12 protein-coding genes are annotated in these 24,927 nt (G+C 57.9%); 8 read left to right on the top strand and 4 right to left on the bottom strand.

Annotation, left to right across the window (positions count from 1 at the left end; all coding sequences use genetic code 11):
• Positions 1–107: 107 nt before the first annotated feature.
• From lipA to MKJ04_RS14600, 6 genes are all read left to right on the top strand, one after another.
• A complete protein-coding gene (gene lipA, locus MKJ04_RS14625) occupies positions 108–1,019 on the top strand; it encodes a lipoyl synthase (protein WP_410896827.1) in 912 nt (303 codons plus the stop codon).
• A 451-nt stretch (positions 1,020–1,470) separates the two neighbouring features.
• The gene (locus MKJ04_RS14620; RefSeq protein WP_241642390.1) at positions 1,471–4,698 is read left to right on the top strand and encodes an ice-binding family protein; all 3,228 of its coding nucleotides are present in this window, start codon (positions 1,471–1,473) and stop codon (positions 4,696–4,698) included.
• 32 nt (positions 4,699–4,730) lie between these two features.
• Entirely contained in the window at positions 4,731–5,669 is a 939-nt protein-coding gene (locus tag MKJ04_RS14615; protein ID WP_241642389.1) for a type IX secretion system membrane protein PorP/SprF, read from the top strand.
• Positions 5,670–5,688: 19 nt separating this feature from the next.
• On the top strand, positions 5,689–7,680 hold the full coding sequence (locus MKJ04_RS14610) for an OmpA family protein (RefSeq protein WP_241642388.1): 1,992 nt from the start codon (positions 5,689–5,691) through the stop codon (positions 7,678–7,680).
• 13 nt (positions 7,681–7,693) lie between these two features.
• Positions 7,694–7,903 (top strand): hypothetical protein, encoded by a 210-nt coding sequence (locus MKJ04_RS14605; RefSeq protein WP_241642387.1) that lies wholly within the window; start codon positions 7,694–7,696, stop codon positions 7,901–7,903.
• Between the two features lie 65 nt (positions 7,904–7,968).
• The gene (locus MKJ04_RS14600) at positions 7,969–10,263 is read left to right on the top strand and encodes a TonB-dependent receptor domain-containing protein (protein ID WP_241642386.1); all 2,295 of its coding nucleotides are present in this window, start codon (positions 7,969–7,971) and stop codon (positions 10,261–10,263) included.
• 77 nt (positions 10,264–10,340) lie between these two features.
• On the opposite strand, the gene MKJ04_RS14595 is transcribed toward MKJ04_RS14600, so the two are convergent.
• The 4 genes from MKJ04_RS14595 to gcvP form a co-directional block, all read right to left on the bottom strand.
• Positions 10,341–10,946, bottom strand: coding sequence for a DUF4136 domain-containing protein (locus tag MKJ04_RS14595; protein WP_241642385.1), 606 nt, complete (start codon positions 10,944–10,946; stop codon positions 10,341–10,343).
• A gap of 270 nt (positions 10,947–11,216) precedes the next feature.
• Complete coding sequence (locus MKJ04_RS14590) at positions 11,217–12,167, bottom strand: type IX secretion system membrane protein PorP/SprF (RefSeq protein ID WP_241642384.1); 951 nt, start codon at positions 12,165–12,167, stop codon at positions 11,217–11,219.
• Between the two features lie 26 nt (positions 12,168–12,193).
• Positions 12,194–19,330, bottom strand: coding sequence for a gliding motility-associated C-terminal domain-containing protein (locus MKJ04_RS14585; protein WP_241642383.1), 7,137 nt, complete (start codon positions 19,328–19,330; stop codon positions 12,194–12,196).
• 575 nt (positions 19,331–19,905) lie between these two features.
• Positions 19,906–22,824 (bottom strand): aminomethyl-transferring glycine dehydrogenase, encoded by a 2,919-nt coding sequence (gene gcvP / locus MKJ04_RS14580; protein ID WP_241642382.1) that lies wholly within the window; start codon positions 22,822–22,824, stop codon positions 19,906–19,908.
• Between the two features lie 257 nt (positions 22,825–23,081).
• Here gcvP and MKJ04_RS14575 point away from each other — a divergent pair, with 257 nt between their 5' ends.
• The gene (locus MKJ04_RS14575) at positions 23,082–24,317 is read left to right on the top strand and encodes an NAD(P)-dependent oxidoreductase (protein ID WP_241642381.1); all 1,236 of its coding nucleotides are present in this window, start codon (positions 23,082–23,084) and stop codon (positions 24,315–24,317) included.
• Between the two features lie 26 nt (positions 24,318–24,343).
• Positions 24,344–24,775 (top strand): tetratricopeptide repeat protein, encoded by a 432-nt coding sequence (locus MKJ04_RS14570; RefSeq protein ID WP_317246722.1) that lies wholly within the window; start codon positions 24,344–24,346, stop codon positions 24,773–24,775.
• Positions 24,776–24,927: the final 152 nt, after the last annotated feature.

Genomic DNA, 24,927 nt, shown 5'->3' with positions numbered 1-24,927 from the left:
CGCCCCGAACAAAGCGTTCCGGTGTTTTGTTAAGAAGCTATACCCGCCGGGGCCACATTTTTGGCCGGGCGTTAACCTCTTAATGCATAACTTCCTATCTTTGCACCATGGATGAATTAATGACACTTCCGGTAATACAGCCGAATGCCATGCCCGAGGGGCTCAACGCGCTAGGCCAACCCCGCAAGCCAAACTGGCTGCGCGTAAAGCTGCCGGTTGGGAAGGAGTACGCCAAAGTAAGAAGCATCGTAGACGAATATAAGCTGCACACCATCTGCGAGAGCGGCAACTGCCCGAACATGGGCGAGTGCTGGGGCGCAGGCACGGCCACTTTCATGATCTTGGGCAACGTGTGTACCCGCAGCTGCTCTTTCTGCGCCGTGGCTACCGGCCGCCCCAACGAGTACGACGAGGATGAGCCCCGCCGCGTGGCCGAGGCCATCCAGCTGATGGGCGTGAAGCATGCCGTGATCACCTCCGTGAACCGCGACGAGCTGAAAGACCGTGGGGCTGCCATCTGGCACGACACGGTGAGGCAAGTCAAGCTGATGTCGCCCACCACCACCATCGAGACCCTGATCCCGGACGTGAAAGCGAACTGGGACGCCCTGACCACGATGATCTCGCCGGGACAGGAAGTGGTGTCGCACAACATGGAGACCGTGCGCGAACTCTACCGCCAGGTGCGCCCGCAGGCCAAGTACGACCGCAGCCTGGAGCAGATCAGGCGCACCAAGGAGTATGGGCAGCGCACCAAAACCGGCATCATGCTGGGCGTGGGCGAAACGCGCGAACAGGTATACCAGGCGATGGATGACCTGGCGGCAAACGGCTGCGACATCCTGACGCTTGGCCAGTACCTGCAACCCACCAAAATGCACCTGCAGGTCGCGGAGTTCATACACCCCGACCTGTTTGCCCATTATGGTGAAGAAGGCCTGAAGCGCGGGCTCAAATACGTGGAGTCCGGGCCGCTCGTGCGCTCTTCCTATCACGCCGAACGGCACGTGCATGTATAGCAGACAAGCTAAGAATCCTGTTTTTTCGCTGTAAGAGGCAATTTCTACTATATTCTTCCAAACCCCTGATGCATCCACTGCTTCAGGGGTTTTTTTGTGCAAAAGAATCCGGGGCAATAATTAATATTCTAAAATATAGGTAAAAATTAATATATTGCGGGAGGTTTAGAGATGGTGCAATTTAATATGGCTTTATTACCAGGGCTTAAGCGTTTTAAAAGAGTATAGTTTTTTTATTTTATTCTAATGTGTTAATACACAAGCAAAACCTTACCTTTGGCGCAAGAGCATCCCGGTTATTATTTTAAGTCAAATCATAAAAAATACAGTGCTATTTTTTGATAATCCTGCAGCCATTGGAAACCATTTTCGGAGTTTCTAGTAAAACATTATATATATAAAACTATATCTATTAATATAATAATAAATTAATACCCTTTTCCCTTGTTTTATGATTCGACATCTACTGCTGATTTTTCTGCTCACAGTGGGCATCACCACCCTTAGCACTGCCCAAACAGAACAGGAGATAATGGGGCAGGCGACCAATTTCGCTGTGATGGCCTCTTCCAAGATTGTGGTCAAGACCGTTTCTGGGGTAACCGGAAGCGTAGGCATTGAGCAAGCCAGTAACATAGAGGGTGCAAACCTGCTGAGCATACAGGAGGGCAGCATCCAAACCGGCACTGCCGCTACCGGTGCCCTGAACGATGCCCTTGGCGCCTACAACAGGTTCGACGGCAAGCCGGGGACGGTACTGCCGAACACGCTGAAGAGTGGCGAGACGGGCATCCGGCCAGGCCACTATAAAGTAACGGGAGAGGCAAGCTTCGAGAGTGTGCTGACGCTAAACGCGGAAGGGGACCAGAACGGGCTTTATATCTTCGAAATAGACGGTGACCTGATCTCGATGGCCCCCAACGCGGCCATCCGCCTGATTTTCGCACAGAGCAAGAACATCTACTGGATCGTGAGCGGGCGCGTGCGGCTCGGGGGTATTACCAACTTCGTGGGCACCATCCTGGCAAAAGGCGACATCTACCTGGAGGACGGCGTGGGCGTGAACGGTCGCGCGATCTCGCTTGGGGGCACTGTAACCCTTGAGCGCAACAACCTCTACCTGCCCGGCATTGTCCGGACGGACGTGAGCATTACCAAAACGGTGCCGGAGAAGACCTACCTGGTGGGCGACGAAATAACCTATACCCTGGCTGTGCGCAACAACGGTCCGGGCGCTGCCTTTGATGTGCTGGTGGAAGACCTGCTGCCCACCGCTGGCCTGCTGTATGTGGCGGGCTCCGCAGAAATGAACAAAGGGACTATCGATTTCGGCACGGCCAACAAAGTAAAATGGCGCATCCCGATGCTTGAGTTTGCCGAAGAGGCACAGCTGAAGCTGACCTTCCGTATTACGGCGGCGGGCGAGATCCGTAACGTGGCAGTCGCCTCCTCCCGCGACCCGGACCCGCAGATAGACGACAACGAAAGCGAGGTAGTGGTGACAGTGCCACCGTTGAACGCAGACCTGCGCATCACCAAGGTTGCCGCCACCGCGCCCTTCAGAATAGGGAATGAGGTAACCTATACCATCACCGTAACCAACGACGGGCCATACCCCGCGGAGGAAGTGAAGGTGAAGGATCTGTTGCCAGCAGGGCTGGAGCTTATCGAGGCAACGGCAGGCTACGATGCCACCACTGGCAACATCACGCTGGGCACCATGGCAGCAGGCGCACAGCAGACCATTACCATACGGGCAAGGATCACGGCTGCAGGCACCATCTCGAACACAGCGGTGGTGCAGAGCAGCAACACGTTCCCGGACCAGAACACAGCAAACAATACCGCAACCGCAGTGATAGAAGTGACCTGCGCCCAGGTGCCAGCCTTTGCGCTGAGCGGCTCCAACGCACTCTGCGAAGGAGTGGCCGACGCAGTGTACACGGCTACAGAGGCGCTCGGCCTGACGTATACGTTTGAGGTGACCGGTGGCATAGCGGTGGTATCCCAGAACGGAAACCAGGTAACCGTGAGAGCGGGCACGACAGGCGGCACCATCAAGGCAACGGCCACAGACGTTTGCGGCAATACCTATACCACTACCAAAGCGGTCGGCATCGTGAACAAGCTGGCCAACCCGACTATCACCGGGCCAGCAGCCGTGTGCGCCAACAGCACCGGTACCACGTATAGCGTGGCGGCGTACGGCAGTGGCGTGACCTATACCTGGGCAACCACCGGCGACCTGGCCATCACGGCCGGAAACAACACGCCATCAGTGAAAGTGCGCGCCGGAGCCTCCGGCGGAACCCTGACGCTGGTGGCAAACAGCAGCTGCTTCACTACAGCTGTAGCCACTGTCGCAGTGAGCACCACCCCCGCACCCGCAACTCCCGCCGCCATCTCAGGCGAGCAGACAGTATGCCTTGGCAGCGAGGCGACATATAGTATAGACGCCGTAACGGGAGCCTCTGGGTATGCCTGGACCATCCCGAGCGGATGGAGCATTGTGCGCGGAGAAGGCACGACACAAATAACCCTGAAGGCGGGAGACAAGGCCGTCTCAGGCAACGTGTCGGTAACCGCAAGCAACACCTGCGGCACCAGCACTGCGAGCACACTGGCCGTAACCGTGAAGGATAAACTGGCGGCTCCCGCCATCACCGGCAACGCCCAGGGATGCATCGGGGCACAACTGACCTATACCATACCTGCCGTAACTGGCGCCTCCGGCTATGTATGGGCTGTGCCTGGCACCTGGAAGCTTGTGAGCGGACAGAACACCACCAGCATTGTAGTGGAGGTAGGCACAGGAAACGGCCAGGTAAAGGTTGGCGTGAACAACAGCTGTGGCACAGGCACCGAGGCGACCCTAAACGTATCTCCAACGCTTGCACCGACGCAAACCAACCAGATCGTGGGCGAAGCGGCCCTTTGCCTGGGCAACCAGAGCATCACCTATACCCTGGCCACCATCACGCCCGGCGTAACCTACAACTGGACCGTGACAGGCGGCCTGACGCTTGTTTCGGGTAACGGAAGCGGCATCATCACCGTGAAAACCACATCCGGAAACGGGGGCACCGTCAGTGTAGTTGCCACGAACGGGTGCGGCACGGCACCGCGCATCTCGAAGGAAGTAAGCATCACGACACCACTGCCCGCACCAACCGCCATACGCGACAACAGCACCGTGTGCGACGGACTGACCTATAGCATTGATGCGGTACAGGGTGCCACCGGCTACACCTGGACTGTGCCAGAGGGCTTCAGCATCACGGCGGGGCAGGGCACTACCTCCATCAAAGTGAAAATCGACAGAGCCGGGGCAAGCGGCCAGGTAACTGTGGCGGCGCTCAACGGCGCGTGCGGCAGCCCTGCCGCCAGCGCTACCATCGATGCCTCGCTTGCCGACGGCGAGCTGGGCTTCCCGAAAGCCTTCAGCCCGAACGGAGACGGTATAAACGATGTGTGGGAGATCACCAACCTCGGCAAATACACCAACAACGAAGTGACGATCTTCAACCGCTGGGGCTCTGAGGTGTACAAAACCAAAAACTATCAGAACGACTGGAGAGGGAATAATCTGGAGCAAGGTACTTACTTCTACAAGGTAAGGGTAACAGTATGCAGTGGCGTAGTGAAAGAGTTCACCGGTTATGTAACCATTTTCCGATAAGCTTGGTCGTAAATCCTGAAATTTCAATACAAATGAGAATATGTTATTTATTGCTCGCGCTTCTGCTGACGACAGCCGCCAGCGCACAGCAAAACCCGCAGTACTCGCAGTACATCTTTAACAGCATGTCCATCAACCCGGCGTATACCGGCAGCAAAAACGTGCTGAACCTCAATGCCTTTCACCGCTCGCAGTGGACGGGGATAGAGGGCACGCCAAACACGCAGTCGCTGGCCGTGGACGGTGTGGTGGCAAGCGACCGCCTGGGGCTTGGCCTGAACATGACCCGCGACGAGATCGGGGCGCAAAGCACCTTCAGCGTGTATGCCAACGCCGCCGTAAAGCTGCCCCTGAGCGATAAGGCCGTGATGAGCCTGGGCATTGCCCCGGGGCTCGTGCAGTATACCCTGGACGGGGCTGCGCTCGGCATTGAGGGAGACCCTTCGATCCCGACGGGCAAGAAGACCAACATCCGGCCGGACATCAAGCTGGGCGCCTATGTGCACACGCCGCGCTTTTATGCCGGCCTCTCGGCCTCCGACCTGCTGCAGTACTCCGACCTGGACCAGATAGAGCCGGAGCGCCACTACTACTTTACCACGGGCTATGTGTTTGATGTGAGCCCCTTCCTGAAGTTTAAGCCGAGCGTGCTGGTGAAGGAAGACTTCAACGCCCCCGCCAACGTGGACCTGAACGCCTTTGTGCTGTTGAGCGACCGCCTGTGGCTGGGCAGCTCTTACCGCACCAGCATGCAGCTGTTTGGCGATGCCGCGGAGGGAGAGGACATCAACAAGCGCACCGCCGTGGCCTTTATCGCGGAGCTTCAGGTAGCGAAAGCGTTGCGCCTGGGCTATGCCTACGACAAGATGCTGAACGGGCTGGGCGGCTACAACACCCACGAGGTATCCGTTGGCTACTACTTCTTCAAGAAGAAGACAGACTCCAAAATGCTGACCCCACAGTACTTTTAACCCTTAGCGCTACATTTCTATGAACTATAAATATACCCCCTTATACCTTGTTGTTGCCGCGATGATCGGGTTTGCGCCCGTCGCAAATGGCCAGTCGGCGTTGCGCAAGGCAAACAGCTATTACGAGAACTACGCGTTTGCACTGGCCCTGCAGGAATACCAGAAAGTGGCGCAGCGGCGCACGCCCGACCTCGAGACAGCCAGTCGCATGGCCGATGCCTACCGCCTGACGCGCCAGACGCAGCAGGCAGAGAACTGGTATGGCAAAGTGGTGGCGATGCCGGGCCGCGACCCGATGAATCTGTACCACTACGCCGATGCGCTGCGCAGTAACGGCAAATACACCGAGGCCAAAGAGCAGTATATGGCCTGGGGCGAGGAGATGCCCGAGAAGGCAGAGCAGGCCCAGGAACTGATCCTGGCCACCGTGTCGGCTGAGAAATGGATGAGCCAACCCGCTGTAGCCGAGGTGACGCTGGCGCAGGGCCTGAACACGGCCGGCTTCTCCGACTTCAGCCCCGTGGCCTACGGAAAATCGGGCATCCTGTTTACCTCCGATAGGGGCGTGCAGCCCGCTAAAGGCAAAACAGCGGTCTTCGGCTGGACAGGACGGCCTTACCTCCAGCTTTTCACGGCAGAGCAGAACGCGCAGGGCGGTTGGGCAAGCCCAGTGCCGCTTCAGGATGTCATCAACACCGCGTACCACAACGCCACGGCTGCCGCCAGCCCGGACGGGAACACGCTGTACTTTACCCGCACGCAGGCCGTGCCGCGAAAGGCAAACGTGAACGCTGACCCGACCAGTTGGGTGGAAGCACCCGCCGCCGACGAGAAAGAGACCTTAAACCGACTGGAGATTTTCAGGGCCGAGAAGCAGGGCGGCACCTGGGGCAACATCACGCCCTTCGCCTACAACAAGGCCGCGGACTACTCGGTGGGGCACCCGGCGCTGGCACCTGACGGAAACGTGCTGTACTTTGCCTCCGACATGCCGGGCAGCATGGGCAGCACAGACATTTACTTTAGCGTACGCCGGGCAGACGGCAGCTGGGGGGAGCCCATTAACGCGGGGCGCACCATCAACACCGCTGGCCGCGAGAGCTTCCCTTACGTGGATGCCGACGGCAAGCTGTATTTCGCTTCCGACGGCCATAGCGGTATGGGCGGGCTGGATATTTTCTCCGCAGAGGGCGAACTGGACAAGTGGCGCACGGTCCGCAACCTCGGCTACCCGGTGAACTCCCCGAAAAACGACTACGGCATTATGTTCACGGAGGCGGGCGAGCGCGGCCTTTTGTCCTCGAACCGCGACTCCGAGAACGGCACCGACGATATTTATACCTTTACCATCCTGAACAAGCCGGTGGTGCTGGCCATCACTACGCTGGAGCGCAAGCAGGACACCCGCAAGCGCACCGTGCAGGTGGCGCTGCCGGAAACCAGGATTCTGGTGGCCCAGTACAAGGCCCAGGATTCCACGGTATTGCTCACAGACGCCCACGGAGAGTACTTCATGGATGCCCGAAAAGGCAGAACCTACAGCTTTACCGGCTCGAAAGACGGCTATCTGAACATGCATACCATGGCCGAGATCCCGACCAATGCCCCCGACACGGTGGCAGTGGCCCTGCTGTTCGACAAGAACGAGCTGGAGAAGGCAATCGTGCTCAGCAATATTTACTATGACCTGGATAAGTGGGACATCCGGGCAGACGCCGCCAAAGAACTGGACAAGCTTGTGCTGCTGCTGCAAAGCAACCCGAGAGTACAGATGGAGCTGAGTGCGCACACCGACAGCCGCGAGAGCAAGCTCTACAACCAGATCCTGTCCGAGAAGCGTGCCCAGGCCGCTGTGGATTACCTGGTGGAGCACGGAATAGCCCAAAACAGGCTGAAGGCAAAAGGGTATGGCAAGACAAGGCTGGTGAACAGATGCGCCGACGGCGTGTCCTGCTCCGAGGCTGAGCACCAGCTGAACCGCCGTACCGAGTTTGTGATCAAGAAAAACTAAATCACGCCTGCGGATGGCTTTTCCTGGAAACGCCGTGATGCAGCGCAAAAGCAAGTGCCTGGCACAGGGCGCTGATGATACAAAGGAGGCCCGGCAGCAATGTCGGGCCTTTTTGCTGCCCTGCGCCACCGGGGAGTTTGGGGTATGGCATGCCGCAGCCAGCAGGTTTTCCGTAAATTTCTCAAAACCCCAAGCCCGCTTTGCTGTTACAAAAAAGTTTTGAAGCAGGGGTTGTTGCTAACCTTGCCGTGCTTCTCCCGTTTTGAATCTTGATTTCAGCGCATACCCATGAAAAGAACCATACCCTCCTGTTTCCTTATTCTTGCTTTCCTGATGTTTTTTCTGCCGCAGGCACTGCAGGCTCAGCAACTCCTGCGCGGGAAGGTGCTGGATGCCCGGAGCGAGCTGCCCCTGGAGGGCGTGACGATAACGGCCGGTAGCGGCGCACAGACCACCAGCAACGCCGCAGGCAGCTTCAGCCTCTCCCTCCCGGATACCCCTGTGGCGGTCCGGTTCAGTTTGATAGGGTATGGATCGCAGGTGGTTACGGTGGCGGAGCCGGGGCAGGAACTGCGCGTGTTGCTGCAGCCCGATGCGGCCCGCTTGCAGGAGGTGGTGGTGACGGGGTATGAAACCAACCGGCCCTTGCTGGAAACCGCCGGGGCGATCAGTGTGGTGGGCCGCGAGGCCATCGCCCGCTTCGACGAAAGCTCGGTGGTGCGCGCCGTGAACACCGTGCCGGGCGTGCGGATGGAGGAGCGGGCACCCGCCAGCTACCGCATCTCCATCCGGGGCAGTTCGCTGCGCTCGCCATACGGTATCCGGAACGTGAAACTGTATTACAACGGCATCCCCTTTACCGAGGCCAACGGCGTGACGCAGCTCAATTTGCTGGACGCCGCCAACTTCAGCCGCATTGAAATCCTGAAAGGCCCGGCGGCCAGCGTGTATGGGGCAGGCACGGGAGGCTCCATTTTACTGGAGCCCAGGCGTGCCGAGGCTGGCACCACCGAGTTGCAGGTAGGGGCGACGGTGGGTGCCTACGGCCTCCGCCGCTACACAGCCACCGCCAGCTCGGGCACCGACAAGCACAACCTGCTGGTGCAGTACAGCCGCCAGCAGTACGACGGCTACCGCGAGCAATCCGCCATGGACCGCCAGGTGCTTCTGGTTTCCCCGGAGTTTTATGTGTCGGAGCGGCAGACGATCGCGGCCAACATCATCTACTCCGATTTATACTATGAGCTGCCGGGCGGCCTCACGCGCGAGCAGTATGCGGAGAACCCGCGGCAGGCCCGGGGAGGCAGGTTCGGGAGTGTGGCACAAAACGCCTCGATAGACCAGCAGGCCTTGAACATTGGGATTAAGCAGGACTACAGGTGGAGCGGCAGCTGGCGCAACACCACGGCTTTTTATGGCGTGCACCGCTTCAAAGACAATCCCTTTAACACCGACTACGAGCGCAATGCCTACCAGGAACTCGGCGGGCGCACCAGTTTCGTGAACAAAGGGCATATCGGGTCTTTACCGACAACCTATACCTTTGGCGGGGAGTATCAGCGCGGCCTGGAGGTGGCCCGCACCTACGACAACAGGGGCGGCACGCCGGACACGCTACGCACCGATGATGAGGTGATCTCCAAAACAGGCTTCGCCTTTGCGCAGGCAGAGGTGGAGTTGCCCGCCGCCATCATCGCCACGGTGGCCCTTAGCCTGAACGACACCCAGTACGACATTACCCGGCTGGCCCAGGCCACCAGCGGCGGAGCCTATACCTTTGTCCGGGATTTTAATGCGGTGCTGTCGCCGAGGGTGGCCTTGCTGAAAAAGATCACCGACGAGATTGCGGTGCACGCCAGCGTGAGCTCCGGGTTTTCGCCTCCCACCGAAGAAGAGATCCTGACTTCCGAAGGCACCCTGAACCAGGGGCTGGAGGCTGAAAAGGGAGTAAACTATGAGGCTGGTATCCGGGGCGCGGCTTTCCGTAACCGCCTTACCTTCGATGTGGTGGGCTTTTACTTCCGACTGAGCGAAACCATTGTGAGCCGGCAGGATGTGTCGAGCGTGGCCGTTTTCCGGAACGTGGGCTCTACGGCGCAGAAAGGCGTCGAAACCATGCTGGGTTATACCCTGGTAGAAGACCCGGCGCTTTTCCTGAGCACGCTCCGGGTATGGGGCAGCTATACCTACAATCACTTCCGGTTCAGGGAGTATCAGCGGAACGACCTGGTGCTGTCGGGCAACGAGCTGACGGGCGTGGCCCCGCATGCCGCCACCATCGGTATGGACGTGCGCACTAAGCCGGGCTTTTACCTGTATACCACCGCAAACTATACCGATGCGATTCCGCTGAACGACGAGAACACGGTGTATGCGGACGCCTATTTTATACTCGGTGCGCGTGTCGGGTATAAGCGCCAGTTTGGGAGCCATATAGGCGTGGAGGCATTTGGCGGTGCCGAGAATCTGACAGACGAAAAATACAGCCTCGGCAACGACCTCAACGCCTTCGGCGGTCGCTACTTTCAGCCCGCCACCGACCGGACGTTCTATGGCGGCATCCGGGTAAGCTATAGCCTGTAAACGCCCCCAGGCCTCTGCTACGCATCCCGTTACACAAAGACCGCATAACGAACCACGATCAACGATCAACAAAAGAACTACCGCGTGATGTCTGTCGTTGGGGGGAACCGCGACATGATGTTGGCCACCACCACGGGGATATAGGTGTCGTCCAGCGCGGCGGGGTTTATATCCGATGATACCCATCCGCGCCAGATCAGCTGGTTCGTGTCGGGGTCAATGAGGTCGATAATGAGCGTGCCAATGCTGTATTTCTGGATCTCCTTGTAGTTGGGCACGCCTGTGTGGCTGTAGCGGTAACGATAGCCATACCAGTAGCCGTAGCCTGTCGGGACGTTCCCATTCATACCCGAGCGTTGGGCGGAGTCCACGGCAATGTCATAGGCCACCAGCAGGTCGGGTGTTCCTTCCACCATCGGGTTCAGCCCTTTCTTCACTAACTCGCTGGCCACAGCGCCTTTCACGCGGTCGTCTACCAGGCTGCTGTATTGCGGGCCGGCACCGCCTGCCATAGGTGTGGGCACTTCGGCTTTATACCATCCAAAGGTGCGGAAGGTGCGGTAGTTGATTTCGGGGTCGTAGGTATACTGGACCTCTTCCACCGGAATCCGGGCGCATCCGCTCAGTGCAAGCAGATAAAACAGCAAAACGTAAAGAAAGCCAGAGGGCGCAAAGTTTGTCATGGGGTGCATTGTTTAAAGCGCGTGCTACCTGATGTAACGGACTGTGCGGCCTGCCTGTTGTAAGCGAATGGCGGCGGCACGCAGAAGATGCAGGCGCACGGCGGCTTCAGCGCCCGGCCGGACCCCCGCCGAACTGCTGCCGTTATCGGATAAGAAAAGCCATACCCCTGCTGCAGTCTCAAAAAAGGCCACCCTCCCGAGCCAGTTCCCCAGAGGGTGGCCTTGCGCCAACCAGATCAGCCTGCCACCCGGGCAGGATCCTGAAGAAGGCTATTTTACCCGGAAACCCAGCATGATTTCGTGTGAGCCGGAGCTGTAGTGCCTGACGGGAGACACCGTGACGTCGTAGGAATAGCTCAGCTCGTACTGCCCCAGAAACTGAAAACCGCAGAGGGCCACCAGAGCGTCCTGGGTGCGGTATGATACGCCCGCCCATACCTTGTCGTCCGCGGCTGATTTCCGGCGTTTGCTGAAACTGTAAATCCCTTTCACGTTCACGTCGGTCTGCAGGGGAGCGGGCGACACGTACTTGACCAACACCGAGGGGGCCAGCGTGAAATTCCTGTTTATCGCGAAGTTATACCCCCCCGACACAAACAGGTGACGGGCCAGCCGGCTTGGGCTTGCCGCGTTCTGGAAGGCGAAAATCCGGTTGCCCAGCACCTGGAACAGCGACACACCCACATAAAAATCGTCGGAATGCAGGAACGTGCCCACGCTCAGGTCCGGCATGAAAGCCGTTTCGCTGCCCCCGCTGGTCACCGGGTCCCGCTCGTTGGAGCCATCGGCAAGCTGTATTTTGTTGGCGTTAAACGTGTACTGCTGCACCCCGGCAAAAAGCCCCGAAGAGAGGAAGATACCCCTGGAAAGCGGCACGTGGTAGGCATAGGACAGCAGCAGCCCGGTGCGGCTGGTCGGTCCGGTCACGTCTTTGTAGACGTACCCCCCGGCCCCATGGAAAGGCTGGCTTCTCCGGCTGCGGTTGCGCCCGTTCTGGAAGAGGGCCCCTTCCCCGCTCAGGTAGAAAGTGGAGGGCGCTCCCTCAAAGCCTACCCACTGGTTGCGGTAGCCGGCTTTCAGCTGCAGGTCCTTGCCATACCCCGACACGGCAGGGTTCAGCAGGTAATAGTTAGTCATGTACTGGCTGTACAGGGCTTTTTGCTGGGCCACCGCCGCCGAGGCCAGCAGCGACAGGAAAAGAAGTATGGCTGATTTGTTCATGGCTGTTTGATGAGGACGTGAGCGGGCTAGCGCATGATGGTTAACGATTTGCGCAGTGGCGGCTGGCCATCTTCCAGCACAATGATGCAGTAGTACGTGCCATCCGGCAGCTTTTTGCCGTTGATGGTCCCGTCCCATTCCCGGGTATACCCATAGGACGTGAACACCGGGCTGCCCCAGCGGTTGTACACCGTTACGGTGCAGCGCGGGTAGAGCAGCGCCAGGTTCCGGATTGCCCATGTGTCGTTGAGCCCGTCTCCGTTTGGCGTGAAGCCGTTCGGTACCTCAATGTCCGTGATCGCCCCGATGGAGAAGGATACCTGGGCCGTACAGCCGTTGGCGTCTTTCACCAGCAGCGTGTGCGCACCGCCCCCCAGGTTGGCGAACTCGGTGGCAGAGGTATAGCCGCCACCGTCTAGCTGGTAGGTGTAGGGGGCCACGCCTCCTGCCACCATCGTGACGGCGGCGCTGCCCGATTTCTCCTGGCCAATGGCCTCCGCGAGGGGCGTCACAGTGGCCTTGATCTCTTCGGGGCCCTTCAACTCCACGGTGCCGACACGGATAGAGCAGGTGGGGGAGAATCTGGTGATGACCTCGTAAACGCCTGTCGGCAGATCAGAGAAAACAGCGCTTTTGTGGAAGCTGCGTCCGTTGTCGATGCTATACGTTGTCTCGTCGCTTATACCCGTGGCCGCAATGGCGATTTGACCGTCGGTGGCGGCGAAGCAACTGACATCCGTGGCGTGCCCCAAGGTGCTGCTGGCCGTTTCCACGGTCACGGAAGCGGTGATGGTACAGTTGGCGGCGTCTTTCACGGTAAGCGTATAGCGGCCCGGGATCACTTCTGCAAAGGTCGGGGATGAAGAGAAGTTTATACCGTCCAGCGCGTAGGCGTAGGGGCCGGTACCGCCGGTAACCCCTTGCGCCTGCACCAGCCCGCTGTCCTGGCCACAGCCTGCCGGCGTAACTTTTACCTGGAGGTTGGCCAGAGGGGCGCTGCCGCCCACGGTAGCGGGCTGGGTATACACACATCCCTCCGCATCTCTCACGTGCACCTGGTAACTGCCAGCGGCCAGGTTGGCGAACGTGGCCTGCCCTTGAAATGAGTTCTCGTTGTAGGGTAGCTGGCTGCTGCTGAGGGTATAGCTGTAGGGAGTTTTCCCGCCCTGGACGTTGCTGATGGAGAGCCGCCCGTTTGCTTCCCCGCAACCGGCGTCTGCGGCAGTTACCGTGATGGAGCTGACGCCCCCGGTGCTCGCTACCTGCTGCGTGCGGGTGATGGCGCAGCCCGCTGCATCCCGGATGGTTACGGTATAGCTGCCGGTAGCCAGGTGCTCGAACAGTGCCGCCTCCTGGAAAGTGCTGCCGTCGAGGCTGTAGGCGAACGGTGCGGTGCCGCCCGTAACTCCCGTTACCGTAAGGGTGCCGTTGTTTGTGGCGCAGCCCGATGGCGTGGTGGCAAGTGTGGCCTCCTGCGGGGCGTTGGTGCCAACGGTGACGCTGGTCGAGCCACTACAGTTGTTGGCGTCCTTCACCGTGACGGTATACCTGCCGGGAGCCAGTGCCGTGAAGGTGCCCGAAGATTGGAAGTTTACCCCATCGCGGGTATAGATATACGGTGCCGTCCCGCCGTTCACATCCTCTACGGTAATGCTTCCGGTGGCGGAGCTGCATGCAGAAGCCGTGGCAGTTGCCCGGATGGAAGTTATACCTGAAATAGCACTGACCGTTACCCTCTCTGTAAGCACACAGCCGTTGGCGTCCTTCACCGTCACGGTGTGTTCTCCGGCTGCTACCGCCTCAAAAGTAGCAGCACTTTGGTACGCACCTGAGTTGAGGGCATAGGTATAGGGGGCGGTTCCGCCGGTTACCGACGCCACCTGTATACTTCCGTTGCGCTCGCCGCAGGTGGAGGCAGCAGAAGTCAGTTGGAGGGCCGTTGGCCCGGCGATGTTGGTGATTTCTACAGCCTTGGTGGCCCGGCATCCGTTGGCGTCTTTCACCGTGAGGGTATACATGCCCGCGGCCAGGGCCGGGAAGGTGGTGGCGGTCTGAAAGTTTTTGCCGTCGAGGCTGTAGGCGAAGGGAGCCGTGCCGCCGGTTATGTTGCTGACGGAGATCTGCCCGTTGCTGTTTCCGCAGGTGGAAGCCGTCGGTGTTGCCGCAAAGGTGGGCGCGGGCGCATCCGGCACGGTTACCTCCTGGGCATAAGTGCAGCCGTTGGCGTCCTGCACCGTGGCAGTATAGGTGCCCGCGGGCAGGCTGGAGAAGGAGGCTGCGCTCTGGAAGGTGATGCCATTGAGGGAATAGGTATAGGGTGCGGTGCCGCCGCTGACCGAAGAGATGGAAAGTTGCCCGTTGCTCTCGCCGCAGGTGGATGCTTTGACGGCCGCCGTCAGCCCGGTAGGCCCTGGAATATCCCTGACCTGTACCTGTGCCGAGAAAGTACAGCCGTTGGCATCCTTCACCGTGACGGTATATGCGCCAGCCGCTAAGCCAGAGAAAGCTGCAGCGCTCTGGAAGCTGGCTCCGTCGAGGCTGTAGGTATAAGGCGCTGTCCCGCCCGTCACGCCTGTAATGGAAAGCGCACCGTTGCTGTCGCCGCAGGTAGAGGAGGTCGTGGAGGAAGTGAAGCTGGTCGGTATGTTTTTGCCAACCGTGATTTGCCTGCTCACGCTGCAGCCATTGGCATCCTTCGCCGTGAGGGTATAAGTGCCGGCGGCTAGGGCGGTGAAGGCAGTGCCGGTTTGGAAACTGCTGCCATCGATGCTGTAGGTATAGGGCGCTGTTCCGCCCGTCACATCGTCTGCCGTGATACTGCCATCGTTGTCGGCGCAGGTGGCAGGCTGCGAGGTGGCCGCCACAGCGGTTGGTCCTGCGACGTCAGAAACGGTGACGGTCTTGGCGAAGGTGCAGCCATTGGCGTCTTTTACCCGGAGGGTATGGCTTCCGGCAGTCAGGTGGCCGAAGTCGGTGGAATTCTGGTACGGAGCGCCATCCAGACTGAAGTTGTAAGGTGCCGAGCCTCCGGTCACGCCGGTTACCTCCAATACCCCGTTGGGTTGGCCGCAGGTGGACGGGGTGCTGCTAGCCGTCAGGCCATCCGGGCCTGCAATGTTCTCTATCATTGCCTCCTGGCTTACGGTGCATCCGTTAGCGTCTCGCACCGTGATCGTATGCTGACCAGCCTGCACTCCCTCAAAAGCAGCCGTCTCACGGAAAGAGGTGCCGTCGAGGGCATAGGTATACGGAGCCGTGCCGCCTGTTACTGCGTCTACTTTTATACTTCCATTGCTGTTGCCGCAGGTAGTCGCTGTAGTCGTCAGCTCGAATGTGCCAGGGCCAGCGATGTCTTGCAGCTGCACAACGATCGCGTTGATACATCCCCGTGCGTCTTTGGCAACAAGGGTATACTCTCCTGCTGACAGCCCACTGAATAGAGTGGAAGCCTGAAAGTCTTTGCCATCGAGGCTGTAGGTATAGGGAGCCGTGCCGCCGGTGGTGTTGCTGACGGTCATGCTGCCGTTGCTGTTGCCGCAGGTAGAAACCTTTGCCGCCGCCTCGAAAGTTGGGCCTGCGATGTTGCTTACCTGCACCGCTGCGGTATAAACACATCCGTTGGCATCTTTTACCGTTATCCGGTACGATCCGGCTGCCAGGGCAGTGAAGGCAGAGGCGGAGCCGAAGCTGCCTCCCTCCATGCTGTAGGTATACGGGGCCGTACCGCCCGTTACGCCCGTTATTTGTAACTGTCCGTTGCTCTCGCCGCAGCTAGCCGAAGTAGTGGTGCTGGTAAAATTGGTCGGCACGTTTTTGCCTACTGTTACCTGCTCACTTATCACACAGCCGTTGGCATCTTTCACGGTGAGGGTATAAGTGCCGGCGGCTAGGGCGGTGAAGGCAGTGCCGGTTTGGAAACTGTTGCCATCGATGCTGTAGGTATAAGGCGCTGTTCCGCCCGTCACTTGCCCTGCCGTGATGCTGCCGTCATTGTCGGCGCAAGTGGCAGGCAGTGGGGTGGCTGCCACGGCCGTCGGTCCTGCAATATCCGTGATCGTGAATGTCTTCACGAAGGTGCATCCTTTGTTGTCTTTAGCTGTTATAGTGTGCTGACCGGCAGCCAAGCTTGTAAAGACTGCGGATCTTTGAAAGTTCACGCCGTCCTTGCTATACAGATAAGGTGCCGTGCCTCCGGTCACATCTGTTATAGTGAGTTGGCCGTTGCTGTCGCCGCAGGTGGTGGCCGTCAGTCTTGCGGCGATGTCGGTGGGGCCAGCGATGTTCGCTACCCTCGCCTCTCGGGCGTAGGTGCATCCGTTGGCATCTTTCACGGTAACGGTATATGTGCCTGCCAGTATGTTTTCAAAAGCCGGGGCACTCTGGAAATTGCTGCCGTTGATCGCGAAAGTGTAGGGAGCTGTTCCGCCCGCTACGCCGGTTATTTCCAGTGTGCCGTTTCGTCTGCCGCAGGTAGAGGAAGTGGTCGTCAGGCTAAGATCGGCAGGCCCTGGGATATTTGTTATTTCCACTGCTTCGGTAACCAGGCACCCGTTGGCATCCCGAACGGTGATGGTGTACGTGGCAGCCGCTAGACTATTGAAAGCAGCAGCAATCTGGAATCTGATTCCGTCGGTGCTGTAGGTATAGGGAGCCGTGCCGCCGGTTACCGAGGCTACCTGTATACTTCCGTTGCTGTTGCCGCAGGTAGATGCAGCGGCGGTTAATCCGAGGGCAGTTGGCCCGGCGATGTTGGTTACAGTTACCTGCTCGCTATAAGTACATTTGTTGACATCCCTGACAGAAACAATGTAGGTGCCTTGCGCCAGTGCCCTGAAAACCCCAGTACCCTGAAAGCTTCCTCCATCCACTGCATACACATAGGGAGCCGTGCCCCCTGCTACACCCGTTATGGTGATTTCGCCGTTGGGTTGGCCGCAGGTGGTTGCGGTGATGGCCGCTGTCAGTCCGGTCGGACCAGCACTGTTGCTCACCTGCACCTGCCGGGCGTAGGTACAGCCGTTGGCGTCCTTCACCGTGACGGTATAGGAAGCAGCCGCTAAGCCAGAGAAAGCTGCAGCGCTCTGGAAGCTGGCTCCGTCGAGGCTGTAAGAATAAGGTGCGGTGCCGCCCGTAACGCCCGTAATGGAAAGCGCGCCGTTGCTGTCGCCGCAGGTGGAGGAGGTCGTGGAGGAGGTGAAACTGGTCGGCACGTTTTTGCCGACCGTGATTTGCCGGCTCACTATACATCCATTGGCATCCTTCACGGTGAGGGTATAAGTTCCGGAGGCTAGGGAGGTGAAGAATTTAGTTGCTGTAAAGTCCGAGCCATCGATGCTGTAGGTATACGGCGCCGTTCCGCCTGTCACGTCGCCTGCCGTGATACTGCCGTCATTGTTGTGGCAGCTGGCAGGCAGTGCCGTGGCTGCCACGGCGGTTGGGCCGGGGATATCCGTGAGGGAAAACGTTGCTGTGGCAGTGCAGCCGTTGGCGTCTTTCGCCGTGACAGAATACGTGCCCGCGAGCAGGCCGGAGAAGGAGGCGGTGCTTTGGAAGGTGATGCCGTCCCGGGAGTAGGTATAGGGAGCAGTACCGCCGCTAACGATAATGTTGCTGATCTGTCCATTGCTTTGGCCGCAGGTAGACGCCCGAAGCGTGGCTGTAAGACTGCTCGGGCCGGCCACTTCCACAACGGTAAACGACTTGGTGATTGCGCAGCTGTTGCCATCGCTGACGGTGAGGGTATAAGTGCCTGCGGGTTTGTTGCTGATTGCGGCTGTTGTTTCGCCCGTGTCCCATTGGTAGGTGACGGTGCCCATGCCGCCGCTTGTCGTTGCCCGGAGACTGGCGGTGCTGCCAGCGCAGATGATGGCGGGCCCGGTGATGCGTATATCCACTGCATAAAACGAAATCAGCACCTCGTCCTGTATCGGTGCGCACGAGCCGTTCCCGGTTGTTGTCAGGGTCAGCTTTACCTCGCCCGATTCCAGGTCGGCGGGAGAGGGGGTATACACCGCGCCCAAAGCAGAATTATCTGAGAATGTGCCGCTGCCACCGCTCCAGATTCCTCCGCTGGCCCCGGTCACCGCGCCCGCCAGGTTCACGTTGTTCTGGGAGCAAACCAGCTGATCAGGGCCAGCATTCACCGAAAGATCATTCACAACCGTTATGGAGCTGGAGAATTTCTCGCAGTCAGGGTAATTCTCGTTCCGCACCTCCAAGGAATAGGTGCCAACGGCAGTGGCCGTGTAAGTGCGCGTTGTGGCAAGCAACTGGCCGTTGCTGTCGGTCCACAGATAGTCAAACCTCCCGCTGCCCCCGGTCACGTTTCCTGTAAGCTCCACGCCGCTGGCGCCTGGACATATGATAGCCGGAGCGGGACCGATGGACACCACCGGCGCAGGGTAAAAGTATACCCTCACCGTGTCGGAGTAAGGCAGACTGGCACAAACGGATGCCTGCGAGTTGCCACTCACCACATAGTCTACAAAAGCAGGCGGATTAGTGCCAGGCGTCACGCGCGGGGTGGCGCAACCCGCACTGCAGCTGAGGTAGCTGTTGTACTGGCCGCCCCCCGTAATATCCTGCCAGGTAAGGGAGGCTTCCTCGAAAGCGATCGGTGCCTGCAGTGTGCCAAAGCAGCCTGCGGTCACAGAAATGTCCTGGGCTGGGTTGTAGGCCGCGATAGATCGGATGCGGAACTGGTTTTGGGCCTTGCCGGGCATGCAGATGCTGAGCACAACCGGCTCTGTCCCGTTCACACAGATTGAGTCCCCGACGGGCACAGGCATGCCGCAGTCAATCTGGTAGGCCATGGAGCCGGAGGGAACGGGGCCGTCTATGATATCAAACTGGAGCCCGCCCGATAGCCTGTCCAGCGTAATCTTAAATTCAGCGCAGTTTTGGTTCGAGGGGGCATCGCATACCTGCCCCGACCTGTTGATCTGGTTTGAGGTCCAGACCCCGTTTGGCTTTCCCGTCAGGTCTACGGTAAAGGTGGGTGTGGTGCCGCCTTGTGCGTACAGGTGCTGCTGACCACCCACTACCTGGAGCAGCCACATCAGCGCAGGCAAAACGAGGAAGACCGTAAAGCGGTCAGTTGTGCTTGTCGTGCACAAAAAGCGGTGCTGCTGTGCAGGAACATGCAGACCTGTCTTAAAATGCATTCTTTCTCGTTTTGGTGATATTCCCACTAGCGGCGTAATTGTCTGAGGTATAAATATTTTAAAATTTAAATATAAGCATACTTGACTTTAAAAGTCCTGCTGTGAGTGGAGAAAATAAATAAATCTAGGACTGATGCTGAACTGGTTAGTATATGGAGGGATAAAATAGAATATTAGGAATAAGAATGTCTGGATGTCGAAGACAGGGCATCGTACCAAAGGTGGCGGGAAAAATGGTTTGTTGATGAAGTAGCTGCTACAGGGGATATAACAAAACAGGACTTGGCGGTGCTGCTGTATGGTCTGCCGTAGGGTGGCGTGACGTTTGGAAGGCCGGTATGGGCTCAAAAAAAAACAGACGGTTTCTCTCATGGATACCCCCGGCACCACGCAGAAAAACTGGAAACCGTAATGCTGGGATCTGACTAAAGAACGGAATGCCGGAAATAAATGAAAGGAGGTGGGGTATAAAAAAGCAGCCTCCAGCGCATGTGCGCTGGAGGCTGCTTAATGTAGGGAGAGGGTATGCCTATCGCCTGATGGCCTTCTCAGGCCAGAGGTTCAGGAAAGGCTGTTTAGCCGATGGCTACCATCTCATTGCCATGCTCGTTGTAGGCCTCAATCGGGGCGCAGGAGCAGATCAGGTTACGGTCGCCGTAGGCGCTGTCGATGCGGCTAACGGTTGGCCATACCTTGTTCTCGCGCAGGTACGGCATCGGGAACACGGCTTTCTCACGGGCGTAAGGGCGCTCCCAGTTCTCTACCATCACCACTTTCAGGGTATGCGGCGCGTGCTTCAGCACGTTGTTTTTCTGGTCGGCCTTGCCTTCCTCCACCTCGCGTATCTCCGCACGGATCGAGATCATCACATCGCAGAATCTGTCCAGTTCTTCCTGTGCCTCCGATTCCGTCGGCTCTACCATCAGCGTGCCCGCCACCGGGAACGAAACAGTTGGCGCATGGAAGCCATAGTCCATCAACCGCTTGGCGATATCCTCTACCTCCACACCGAACTTCTTGAACTCGCGGCAATCCAGGATCATCTCGTGTGCGCAGCGGCCGTTCTTGCCCACATACAGCACCGGATAGTGCTGCTCCAGGCGTGCTTTGATATAGTTCGCGTTCAGGATCGCTACTTTCGTTGCCTCCGTCAGCCCTTCGCCGCCCATCATCGCGATGTAGGCGTAAGAGATCGGCAGGATAGAGGCAGAGCCCCAAGGCGCAGCAGAAATAGCATGTATAGCCGCCTCACCGTTGATTTTTCTGACAGCGTGGCCCGGCAGGAAAGGAGCCAGGTCTTTTACCACACCGATCGGGCCCATGCCCGGACCACCGCCACCGTGAGGAATGCAGAACGTCTTGTGCAGGTTGAGGTGGCAAACGTCGGCACCGATGGTTGCTGGAGAGGTCAGGCCTACCTGGGCGTTCATGTTGGCACCGTCCATATATACACGGCCGCCGTTTTCGTGGATGATCTGGCAGATCTCGATGATGCTCTCCTCATACACCCCGTGGGTAGACGGGTAGGTCACCATCAGGCACGACAGGTTTTCTTTGTGCTGCTCGGCCTTCGCGCGAAGGTCGGCCACATCAATGTTTCCTCTCTCATCGCACTTCACGATCACTACTTTCATACCCGCCATTACGGCGGAGGCAGGGTTGGTGCCGTGCGCCGAAGACGGGATGAGGGCGATGTTGCGGTGCGTGTCGCCTTTCGACTCGTGGTAAGCGCGGATCACCATCAGGCCAGCATACTCGCCCTGAGCGCCAGAGTTTGGCTGCAAAGAAACCGCGTCGAACTGCGTTACCTCGCACAGCCAGGCCTCCAGATCGGCAAAAATCTGCTCATACCCTTTGGTCTGGTCGGCTGGGGCGAAGGGGTGCAACTGCCCGATCTCTGGCCAGGTTACCGGGATCATCTCGGCGGTGGCGTTCAGTTTCATGGTGCAGGAGCCGAGCGGGATCATGGAGTGGGCCAGCGAGATGTCTTTGTTCTCGAGGTGCTTCATGTAGCGCAGGATCTCGCTCTCGGAGTGGTGCTTGTTAAACACATCCTGCTCCAGGTAGCTGCTCTTGCGGATCAGGCTGTCGTCCCAGGCTACGTCTGTCTCACCCGGGAGCTCGGCTATTGCCAATACATCCGCAGCCTTGCCGGCCACTTTGGCGAACACGGCCAGGATGGCTTTCACGTCCTGCAGGTCGGTGTTCTGGTTCAGGGAAATGCCGATGTTGTTTTCCCCGAAATAGCGGAAGTTTATACCTGCTGCCTCGGCCTCCGTGCGGATAGCCTGCTGCATGTCGGCGCTCTCCACGGCTATTTTCAAGGTATCGAAGTACTGCTCGTTCTGCTGCGCAAAGCCAAGCGACTTCAGGCCGTTTTCCAGTTGCTGCGTCAGGGCGTAGGTGTTCAGGCCGATGTACTTCAGGCGGCGCGGACCATGGTATACAGCATACATACCGGCAATCACGGCCAGCAGTACCTGGGCGGTACAGATGTTAGAGGTTGCTTTCTCGCGGCGGATGTGCTGCTCGCGGGTTTGCAGGGCCATACGGTACGCTCTGTCACCGGCGGCATCCACGGAAATCCCGATGATACGGCCCGGGATCACGCGCTTAAAGGCATCTTTTGTAGCAAAGTAGGCCGCATGCGGACCACCAAAGCCCATCGGTACGCCAAAACGCTGCGTGGTGCCTACCACCGCATCAGCACCCATCTCCCCCGGAGGGGTTAGCAAGGTAAGCGAAAGGATGTCGGCGGCCACGGCTACCAGCATACCCTGCTCATGTGCTTTTGTTATAAAGTCAGTATAATCAAAAATGGCACCGTCGGCAGCAGGGTACTGCACCAGGGCGCCAAATAGGGTTTCGTCAGTAAGGTCTGCTTCGCGATGGTCGCCGATTACCAGTTCAATGCCGATCGGGGTGGCGCGGGAAGACAGGATGTCGATGGTCTGCGGCAACACCTGATTCGATACGAAGAAGCGGTTGCCGTTTTTGCGGGCGCCCTTGCGCTGCGCGAAAAACATGCCCATGGCCTCGGCTGCGGCAGTGCCCTCATCCAGCAGCGATGCGTTGGCGATCTCCATACCGGTCAGGTCCATCACCATGGTCTGGTAGTTGATCAGCGCCTCCAGTCGGCCCTGCGCGATCTCAGCCTGATAAGGGGTATAGGCGGTATACCAGCCTGGGTTCTCCATGATGTTGCGGAGGATCACGGGCGGCAGGATGGTATCGTTGTAGCCCAGGCCGATGTACGATTTGTATACTTTGTTTTGCTTCGCGATCTGGCCAAACTTGTTCAGGAAGTCCTTCTCCGAAAGCGCGGCGGGTAAGTTCAGCGGCTTTTTAAGTCGGATGGCCGCTGGCACGGTCTCCTCAATCAGCTTGTCCAGAGAGTCAGCCCCGATAGTCTTCAGCATGTCCTGCATCTGCGCCTTGTCCGGACCGTTGTGGCGCTCCTTAAACACATCTGCGGGCTTTGTTTTAAAAATCATAACGGAAATTTATAGATTGGGAAATGAGTAGTTAGTTTGTTCGTGGTTCACTCCGCCGGTTGCGCAGTTTATACAAAAGTACTAGGAATTGTTTATTATATTGAAGCATCAAAGCTAAATAGTAAAGGCTTTTGCCTGTGTATTTTGCGGCTTTTCTGTGTGCCGGTGGCAAGGTTGCCGCTATAACAGTTTAAACCGCATTTTGCTCATGGTAGCCTAACAAATCTGCTGGCCCAACAATTCAAGAGACAACCTGTATGCGCACAATCAAGATTGGCATTATCAAGGAAGGCAAGATACCCGTGGACAAGCGGGTGCCCCTCACGCCCAAAAAGTGTGTGGAGGCGCTGCAGGAGTTTCCGGAGATGGAGATTGCGGTGCAGCCCAGCAACATCCGCAGTTTTTCCGATGCCGAGTACGCCGAGCTAGGCATCCCGCTGGAGGAGGACATGCGCCACTGCGACATTCTGCTGGGTGTGAAGGAGGTACCGGTAGAGCAGCTTATACCTCACAAAACCTTTTTCTTCTTCTCCCATACCATCAAAAAGCAGCCGCACAACGCCAAACTGCTCCGCGCGATCCTCGACAAGCACATCACGATGATTGATTACGAGACCCTGACCAACGCACAGGGGCAGCGATTGGTGGCTTTTGGCAGGTATGCCGGCATCGTGGGCGCCTACAACGGCATCCTGACGTATGGCCGCAAATGGAACCTGTTCAGTTTAAAGCCCGCCCATTTGTGCCACGAGATGGAGGACATGCAGGAGGAGTATTTTAAGGTGAAGCTGCCCCCGATCAAAATCGCCATTACCGGGGGAGGGCGCGTGGCAGGGGGCGCCATGGAGGTGCTCGACAAGATGGGCATCCGGAAAGTGAGCGTGTTCGACTACCTGTACAAGCAGTTCACGGAGCCGGTATACGCCCAGCTGCACTCCGGCGACTACAACACCCGCCCCGATGTGGAGGTATGGGACTCGCCGGATTTCTACGCCAACCCACATTTATATAAGAGTACGTTCCGGAAGTTCACTCGCGTAACCGACCTGCTGCTGGCCTGCGCCTTCTGGGATCCGCGCGCGCCCAGGCTGTTCACGGAAGAAGAGGCCCGCCAGCCCGATTTCAAAATTAACACCATCGCCGACATTACCTGCGACGTGAACGGTTCTATACCCACCACTAAGCGCTCGAGCACCATCCTGGAGCCGGTGTATGATTTCAACCCAAAGACAGAAGAACTGGAGCCGGCCTACAGCAGCCCGGAAAACATCACGGTGATGGCCGTGGATAACCTGCCCTGCGAACTGCCCCGCAACGCCTCCCGCGACTTTGGCCGCCACCTGATCGACAACGTGTTTCCGCATCTGTTCAACGGGGATGCCGAAGGCGTGCTGGAACGCGGCACCATTGCCAAAGCCGGCAAGCTAATGCCCCGCTTCAGTTATCTTCAGGAATACGCCGACAGCGCCATTCATAATCAGGAGAAGCTATAATAGAGTGAAGAAAATAGGCAAAAGCACTGGCCGGTATCGCTGTGCTGAACATAGAACAAGGCAAACTGCAGGTAGCCGCCGATACGCTGAAGCAAGCAGAAACCATCATGCAACAGGTTTTTGAAAAGCCGCATCCATTTCATGCTATCCTATACTATAATAAGAGTCGTTTGCTATTATTACAGGGGAAAACCAAGGAAGCGATAGCAGAAGCAAACAAGGCCATTGCTATTACGGAAAGGTTTTTTGAACCAGAACACCCCAGCCACGGAGACAATTATACGCTGCTAGGCGATATACTTGTAAGTGCCCGGAAAGGGGAACAGGCTAAGGCGTATTACAGAAAAGCAGATAAGATCTATCAGCATACCTATAAAAAGAACCACCGCAACAGAACCTACCTCCGGGATATTCTGAACCGGCTTGACCCAAAACAGGAAATGCTGGCCGTCTTTTAAATTTTTGTGATTCAAAATCAGCAGGTTAAAACAAACTTAACCTAAGTTTACACACCACCGCTTGCATCCCGGCGATTTTCCCCTACTTTTGCATCCCGGTTCAGCAGGAACGTCGGGGATTGAGGGTGAGAGGAGGGGCAGGGAGCTTTAAA

Origin of the sequence: Pontibacter sp. E15-1 (assembly GCF_022601975.1) — a bacterium.
Taxonomy (GTDB): Bacteria; Bacteroidota; Bacteroidia; order Cytophagales; family Hymenobacteraceae; genus Pontibacter.
The sequence above is the reverse complement of the archived record's forward strand: the minus strand, read 5'-3'. Positions and strand labels throughout refer to the sequence as shown.

What these genes read in the sequence shown, in the direction of transcription:
- lipA (WP_410896827.1), top strand. Translation starts at nt 108, where the DNA reads ATGGATGAATTAATGACACTTCCGGTAATACAGCCGAATGCCATGCCC.
- MKJ04_RS14620 (WP_241642390.1), top strand. Translation starts at nt 1,471, where the DNA reads ATGATTCGACATCTACTGCTGATTTTTCTGCTCACAGTGGGCATCACC.
- MKJ04_RS14615 (WP_241642389.1), top strand. Translation starts at nt 4,731, where the DNA reads ATGAGAATATGTTATTTATTGCTCGCGCTTCTGCTGACGACAGCCGCC.
- MKJ04_RS14610 (WP_241642388.1), top strand. Translation starts at nt 5,689, where the DNA reads ATGAACTATAAATATACCCCCTTATACCTTGTTGTTGCCGCGATGATC.
- MKJ04_RS14605 (WP_241642387.1), top strand. Translation starts at nt 7,694, where the DNA reads ATGGCTTTTCCTGGAAACGCCGTGATGCAGCGCAAAAGCAAGTGCCTG.
- MKJ04_RS14600 (WP_241642386.1), top strand. Translation starts at nt 7,969, where the DNA reads ATGAAAAGAACCATACCCTCCTGTTTCCTTATTCTTGCTTTCCTGATG.
- MKJ04_RS14595 (WP_241642385.1), bottom strand. Translation starts at nt 10,946, where the DNA reads ATGACAAACTTTGCGCCCTCTGGCTTTCTTTACGTTTTGCTGTTTTAT.
- MKJ04_RS14590 (WP_241642384.1), bottom strand. Translation starts at nt 12,167, where the DNA reads ATGAACAAATCAGCCATACTTCTTTTCCTGTCGCTGCTGGCCTCGGCG.
- MKJ04_RS14585 (WP_241642383.1), bottom strand. Translation starts at nt 19,330, where the DNA reads ATGCATTTTAAGACAGGTCTGCATGTTCCTGCACAGCAGCACCGCTTT.
- gcvP (WP_241642382.1), bottom strand. Translation starts at nt 22,824, where the DNA reads ATGATTTTTAAAACAAAGCCCGCAGATGTGTTTAAGGAGCGCCACAAC.
- MKJ04_RS14575 (WP_241642381.1), top strand. Translation starts at nt 23,082, where the DNA reads ATGCGCACAATCAAGATTGGCATTATCAAGGAAGGCAAGATACCCGTG.